Annotated in this window: 5 protein-coding genes and 1 rRNA gene; 5 read left to right on the plus strand and 1 reads right to left on the minus strand. The window is 43.2% G+C overall.

The annotated features are described in order from the left end of the window. The first annotated feature begins 2 nt into the window (after positions 1–2). The gene (gene asp3, locus FGL72_RS08580) at positions 3–1034 is read left to right on the plus strand and encodes an accessory Sec system protein Asp3 (protein ID WP_146992938.1); all 1032 of its coding nucleotides are present in this window, start codon (positions 3–5) and stop codon (positions 1032–1034) included. Positions 1035–1049: 15 nt separating this feature from the next. Here the strand turns inward: asp3 and FGL72_RS08585 are convergent, their stop codons facing one another. Further along, on the minus strand, positions 1050–1424 hold the full coding sequence (locus tag FGL72_RS08585) for a PaaI family thioesterase (protein ID WP_085699496.1): 375 nt from the start codon (positions 1422–1424) through the stop codon (positions 1050–1052). 40 nt (positions 1425–1464) lie between these two features. Between FGL72_RS08585 and menB the strand changes: the two genes are divergently transcribed. The 4 genes from menB to FGL72_RS08605 all read left to right on the plus strand — a co-directional run bounded on the left by menB (position 1465) and on the right by FGL72_RS08605 (position 6474). Next, positions 1465–2298: a 1,4-dihydroxy-2-naphthoyl-CoA synthase gene (menB, locus tag FGL72_RS08590; RefSeq protein ID WP_004903637.1), complete on the plus strand. Its 834-nt coding sequence runs from the start codon at positions 1465–1467 to the stop codon at positions 2296–2298. 99 nt (positions 2299–2397) lie between these two features. After that, the gene (locus FGL72_RS08595) at positions 2398–3189 is read left to right on the plus strand and encodes a carbon-nitrogen family hydrolase (RefSeq protein ID WP_004909553.1); all 792 of its coding nucleotides are present in this window, start codon (positions 2398–2400) and stop codon (positions 3187–3189) included. 10 nt (positions 3190–3199) lie between these two features. Further along, the gene (locus FGL72_RS08600; RefSeq protein ID WP_085699498.1) at positions 3200–4378 is read left to right on the plus strand and encodes a pyridoxal phosphate-dependent aminotransferase; all 1179 of its coding nucleotides are present in this window, start codon (positions 3200–3202) and stop codon (positions 4376–4378) included. Positions 4379–4924: 546 nt separating this feature from the next. After that, a 16S ribosomal RNA gene (locus FGL72_RS08605) occupies positions 4925–6474 on the plus strand. Positions 6475–6588 lie beyond the last annotated feature (114 nt).

The following is a 6588-nucleotide window of genomic DNA, read 5'->3' on the forward strand; positions in this document are numbered from 1 at the left end:
AGATGCAATATCAAGTTTATTGGACGCCGCAAACACAATTGCTGGAATTACAAGGCGCTACGGTTGATTTTCGTGCACGTGATGATGTTTATTATGAAAATTACTTTTTGCCTAGTGGTCGCACAATTGTTTCTTGGCAATCACAACATAGCAGTCAAAATCAACGGCTTGCAGATTTACCACAGTTATTGCGTGGTGAGACCTACGCATTTATTAAGCACATCGATAATAGTGAGCGTATGTTTGCTTATTTGACGGTGACATTTTATGATGATCAGTATCAAACCTTGATGACAACAAGTCAAAATAAAGATGAAGTGGTGATCAAAGTCCCAGATAACTATGCTTTCTACACCATTGACTTGGTGTCGGCTGGTCTTGGTAGTTTTATTTTCCACAATATTGCCATTCGACCACAAAAAAAGGGCATTTTACGTGATGATGACCAAAGGATAGCGCCAAATCTTTATAGTTATATTGAAATACCAGCAAAAATCACGTCAAAAACATTGCGTGTCATTTTCTCCGAGCCGGAAGATCAGGTCACTGATTATATGTCTGATTGGGTGAAAGAAACACAGCAAGCGGTACAATATATTGCTAGTAGTGCTATCAATGCACGTTATTATCGACAAGATGAGCAAGCAGTGATAATGGCTATTAAACAAGCACGTAAACAAGTACATGCACGACGCGTCGAATTTATTGGTTATGGGCCGATATCTAGTTACGCCGCATTGTATTATCAAAGTCAATTTAAGGGGAGTTTGGCAACAATCAGTGAGGATGTTAATTTAGTACCAGCACCAGATTTGCGACTTGAACGTGCAGTCACTGGTGTGAATTATTTAAGTAACCCAATTGCACCAAACTACACGTTGGCGGTTCAGGTAATCAGACCTAAGTATGAGCGACTGGATATGCTAACGTACGAGACACCGACACCGGAAGAAGTACGATTGCAAGCCGCTTATGATGCAGCTCATCCCAAGAAAAATGCGGTTGCGCGTTTTTTTACGGCAAATAACAAATAACACGTAGAATTCGTGTTATTTGTTGTTTTTTTGACACTTAATTGTGACGGTACTAAAGCTTGTTACTATATTGGCTGTTTGCTCTTGTATCGTGACTGACCAAACTTGTATGCTATGACCGATATTGATAGGCTCTGCAGTAGCGATAAGATGGCCGGCAGACACGGCTTTGAGATGGTGTGTTTGAATATCTACGCCAACAGGAATATATTCTGGTGGTAAAGTTGCTTTGGCTCCCAAAGAAGCTGCTGTTTCTGCTAGGAGTGCATTGACACCACCATGTACGATGCCGTATGGTTGCATAAGTTTATCTGAAACAGATACTGAGACAATGGTTTTTTCTGCTGATATTAATGTGGTTTTTAGGCCCAAAAGTTCTATAATATTCATAGGACAAAAATCCCCTTTCTGAAATGGAGTATAACATATTATGACAACATGGCACGCTATCAAAGCGTACAACGAAATTTTATTTGAAGTCAATGCTGATGGCCAGAATCCTGGCAAAATTGCTAAAATCACGATGAACGATGTCGCAACGCACAATGCATTTACCCCTGGTATGGTTGCTGAAATGATTGATGCATTCACTATATCACGAGATGACGCCCATATCGGGGTTATTATTTTAACAGGTGCTGGAGACCAAGCATTCTCATCTGGCGGTAATCAGAAAGTACGTGGGAATGGTGGTTATGTTGGTGCCGATGGCATTCCACGTTTAAATGTTTTGGATCTACAACGCTTAATGCGTGTCATCCCTAAACCAATCATCGCCATGGTTAAAGGCTGGTCGATTGGTGGTGGCAACATCCTGCAATTAGTTGCTGATTTAACAATTGCCGCTGATAATGCTAAATTTGGGCAAACAGGACCAAAAGTTGGTTCATTCGATGCAGGTTATGGTTCGGGTTATTTGGCTCGTGTCGTTGGACATAAGCGTGCAAAAGAAGTCTGGTTCTTGAATCATGTGTACAGTGCTGACGAAGCTTATCAAATGAATTGGATTAACAAAGTTGTCCCATTGGCCGAAGTTGAAACAGCAACAATAGCTTGGGCTGATGAAATGTTAACCAAATCACCGACAGCGTTGCGCTTTATTAAGGCAGCCATGAATGCCGATACAGACGGGCTAGCTGGGTTACAACAATTTGCGGGTGATGCAACGATGCTTTATTACACAACTGACGAAGCAAAAGAGGGGCGCGATTCGTTCAAAGAAAAGCGACAACCTGATTTTGACCAGTTTCCAAAATTTCCTTAAACGCCAGTAGGCGTTTTTTATTTTAAAATGAGTTTAAGATGATAAAATATTGACAAAAAATCTCATTTGTTGCAAAATAGCTCATAAGGAGTGTGTGCTATGAAATTAACAGTGGCGATTGCTCAGATAGATATTGCTTTAGCTCAGCCAGACATTAATCAGTTGACAGTGGCGCAGTACGCACAAAAGGCCGGAGAAGCTGGTGTGGATGTTTTGATTTATCCAGAAATGTGGCGTACCGGTTATGCCTTAGAACAACTTGTTAACTTAGCAGACGAAGAGGGTGTCAAAACGCAAGACTTGTTAAGCCAATTAGCACGTCAATATCATATCAACATTATTGGTGGCTCTGTTGCCACACGTCAGCAAGATGCGTTTTATAACACAATGTTTGTCTACGATAAAAATGGGCATCAGGTATCAACCTATAATAAGTTACATCTTTTTGGTTTAATGGCGGAGGAAAAATTTATTTCAGCCGGACGTACTACTAATGTCTTCACCTTGGCTGGTATCCCATCTGCAGGTGCGATTTGTTATGATATCCGCTTTCCAGAATGGCTGCGAACAATGATGGCAGTTGGCCCACAAGAAATACTGTATATCGTGGCTGAATGGCCTATTCAACGCATTGCGCAATGGCAAATTTTGCTACAGGCACGTGCCATTGAAAACCAAGCATTTGTTATTGCAGCAAACCGTGTCGGGCATGATGATGACAATATTTTTGGCGGTCGTTCATTAATCATCGATCCCTTAGGCCATATTGTTGGGCAAGCATCCGATACGCAAGAAGCATTGTTAATTCGTACCATTGATATTAGTCAAGAACAGGCAATTCGTGGCGAAATACCTGTGTTCAATGATCGCCGACCAACGTTATATCATTAGGAGAACAAGCATGCATTTTTCAGAGTCAAATTTATTAAAACAACTACCAGAACAGTTTTTTGCGTCGCTTGTTGCCAAAGTTAATACTAAGGTTGCAGCGGGTGAAGATGTTATCAATTTAGGGCAAGGCAATCCGGATATGCCAACACCCGATTATATTGTTAAAGCGATGCAAGAGGCAACAGGGCGATCAGCTGACCATAAATACTCACCGTTCCGTGGTGAAATGCGCTTTAAAGAAGCAATTGCAGATTTTTATCGTACTGAATATGGTGTCACACTGGATCCAAATAGCGAAGTAGCTATTTTAGCAGGTAGTAAGATTGGTTTAGTAGAACTACCCTTGGCTTTAATGAACCCAGGCGAAACATTGCTATTACCAAACCCAGGTTATCCTGATTACTTATCAGGTGCTGTGTTAGGTCAGGTCAATGTGACGCGTATACCGCTTAAAGAAGCTAACGATTTTTTGATTGATTATCAAGCCATTCCCAATGGTGTTTCTCAACAGGCAAAATTCTTATATATGAATTACCCCAATAATCCAACTGGGGCAGTCGCTACAGCACAATTTTATAAAGATACAGTTGCTTTTGCTGAGGAACATCAAGTCGGTATTGTGTCCGACTTTGCTTATGGGGCAATTGGTTTTGATGGTAACCAGCCACTGTCATTTTTACAAACAGCAGGCGCCAAAAGTGTCGGTATTGAGACCTATACTTTTTCCAAGACGTTCAATATGGCTGGTTGGCGTGTTGGTTTTGCAGTTGGCAATGCTGATATGATTGCTGCGCTCAACTTGATTCAAGACCATCTGTTTGTTTCTATTTTTCCAGCAATTCAGGATGCGGCGATTGCGGCATTAGCTCAGCGTAAGCAACGGACAGATGCCGTAGGACAATTACAGGCAGTTTATGAATCACGCCGAAACGCATTCATTAATGCTGTACGTAGCTTTAATTGGGAGCCGTATGTACCAAAAGGGGCATTCTATGTTTTGATGCCGGTACCGAAAGGATATACATCGGCACAATTTGCTGAGTTGTTATTGAATCGGGCGAATGTTGCTGTAGCAGATGCTTCTGGATTTGGGGATGCCGGTGAAGGTTATGTCCGTGTTGGGTTAACTATTACCGAAGACAGATTAGTCGAAGCAGCAAATCGCATTAAGGCACTTAATTTATTTTGAGAATAAAAAAGAACATTGTGCGCTTTTTTGATAAATTCACAGGCAGAAAGCGAACGAGGCAAGGGGAAATCAAGAGGATAAGGAAGATAAAACGAAGAGTAAAAACAAAGTAAAGGAAGTAGTTGACGAGGGGGGAAAAGGTTGGTATATTAGTATATGTTCTTAAGAGCGAAAGAGAGCAACGGTGTGAGCGAGTGAAAAAGAACGCGAGCAAGTAGTTGACAAAGCGAGAAGAATAAAGTATAGTAATAAAGTTGTCAAAAAGCGAAAGCGATGCGAGCGAAAGTAAGCGACGAAATAAAGTGTTGACAACGGCAGCGAAAGCTGATAAGATAATATAGTTGTCTCAGCGACAACAAGTAGCACATTGAAAACTGAACAAAACTTTGAACAAACGAATCTGTGACTAGTTATTAGCAGTAATAACAAAAACAAATTTGCGAAGTCAATTCGTAACAAACAATAAACGGATAGTCGTTATAGAGATATAGCAATTAGTCAGTTTAATCGAAGAGTACATCTTCAAACAATGAATTTAAATTCATTTAAATTGAGAGTTTGATCCTGGCTCAGGATGAACGCTGGCGGCGTGCCTAATACATGCAAGTCGAACGCGCAGCGAGAGGTGCTTGCACCTTTCAAGCGAGTGGCGAACGGGTGAGTAACACGTGGATAACCTGCCTCAAGGCTGGGGATAACATTTGGAAACAGATGCTAATACCGAATAAAACTTAGTATCGCATGATATAAAGTTAAAAGGCGCTACGGCGTCACCTAGAGATGGATCCGCGGTGCATTAGTTAGTTGGTGGGGTAAAGGCTTACCAAGACAATGATGCATAGCCGAGTTGAGAGACTGATCGGCCACATTGGGACTGAGACACGGCCCAAACTCCTACGGGAGGCTGCAGTAGGGAATCTTCCACAATGGGCGCAAGCCTGATGGAGCAACGCCGCGTGTGTGATGAAGGCTTTCGGGTCGTAAAGCACTGTTGTATGGGAAGAAATGCTAAAATAGGGAATGATTTTAGTTTGACGGTACCATACCAGAAAGGGACGGCTAAATACGTGCCAGCAGCCGCGGTAATACGTATGTCCCGAGCGTTATCCGGATTTATTGGGCGTAAAGCGAGCGCAGACGGTTGATTAAGTCTGATGTGAAAGCCCGGAGCTCAACTCCGGAATGGCATTGGAAACTGGTTAACTTGAGTGTTGTAGAGGTAAGTGGAACTCCATGTGTAGCGGTGGAATGCGTAGATATATGGAAGAACACCAGTGGCGAAGGCGGCTTACTGGACAACAACTGACGTTGAGGCTCGAAAGTGTGGGTAGCAAACAGGATTAGATACCCTGGTAGTCCACACCGTAAACGATGAATACTAGGTGTTAGGAGGTTTCCGCCTCTTAGTGCCGAAGCTAACGCATTAAGTATTCCGCCTGGGGAGTACGACCGCAAGGTTGAAACTCAAAGGAATTGACGGGGACCCGCACAAGCGGTGGAGCATGTGGTTTAATTCGAAGCAACGCGAAGAACCTTACCAGGTCTTGACATCCTTTGAAGCTTTTAGAGATAGAAGTGTTCTCTTCGGAGACAAAGTGACAGGTGGTGCATGGTCGTCGTCAGCTCGTGTCGTGAGATGTTGGGTTAAGTCCCGCAACGAGCGCAACCCTTATTGTTAGTTGCCAGCATTCAGTTGGGCACTCTAGCGAGACTGCCGGTGACAAACCGGAGGAAGGCGGGGACGACGTCAGATCATCATGCCCCTTATGACCTGGGCTACACACGTGCTACAATGGCGTATACAACGAGTTGCCAACCTGCGAAGGTGAGCTAATCTCTTAAAGTACGTCTCAGTTCGGACTGCAGTCTGCAACTCGACTGCACGAAGTCGGAATCGCTAGTAATCGCGGATCAGCACGCCGCGGTGAATACGTTCCCGGGTCTTGTACACACCGCCCGTCACACCATGGGAGTTTGTAATGCCCAAAGCCGGTGGCCTAACCTTCGGGAGGGAGCCGTCTAAGGCAGGACAGATGACTGGGGTGAAGTCGTAACAAGGTAGCCGTAGGAGAACCTGCGGCTGGATCACCTCCTTTCTAAGGATAATCGGAAAGTGACAGTGCATTAGATTGCAAGTTCAAATGTTCAAAGTTTTGTTTAGTTTTGAGTGTGGTACTGTAATAGGTATCATGTTCAAAAGATGATCCTAT

Source organism: Leuconostoc citreum, assembly GCF_007954785.1.
GTDB lineage: Bacteria > Bacillota > Bacilli > Lactobacillales > Lactobacillaceae > Leuconostoc > Leuconostoc citreum.

Excerpts from the sequence above, each read along its gene's own strand:
- menB (WP_004903637.1), top strand. The coding sequence starts at position 1,465 with ATGACAACATGGCACGCTATCAAAGCGTACAACGAAATTTTATTTGAA.
- FGL72_RS08600 (WP_085699498.1), top strand. The coding sequence starts at position 3,200 with ATGCATTTTTCAGAGTCAAATTTATTAAAACAACTACCAGAACAGTTT.
- FGL72_RS08595 (WP_004909553.1), top strand. The coding sequence starts at position 2,398 with ATGAAATTAACAGTGGCGATTGCTCAGATAGATATTGCTTTAGCTCAG.
- asp3 (WP_146992938.1), top strand. The coding sequence starts at position 3 with ATGCAATATCAAGTTTATTGGACGCCGCAAACACAATTGCTGGAATTA.
- FGL72_RS08585 (WP_085699496.1), bottom strand. The coding sequence starts at position 1,424 with ATGAATATTATAGAACTTTTGGGCCTAAAAACCACATTAATATCAGCA.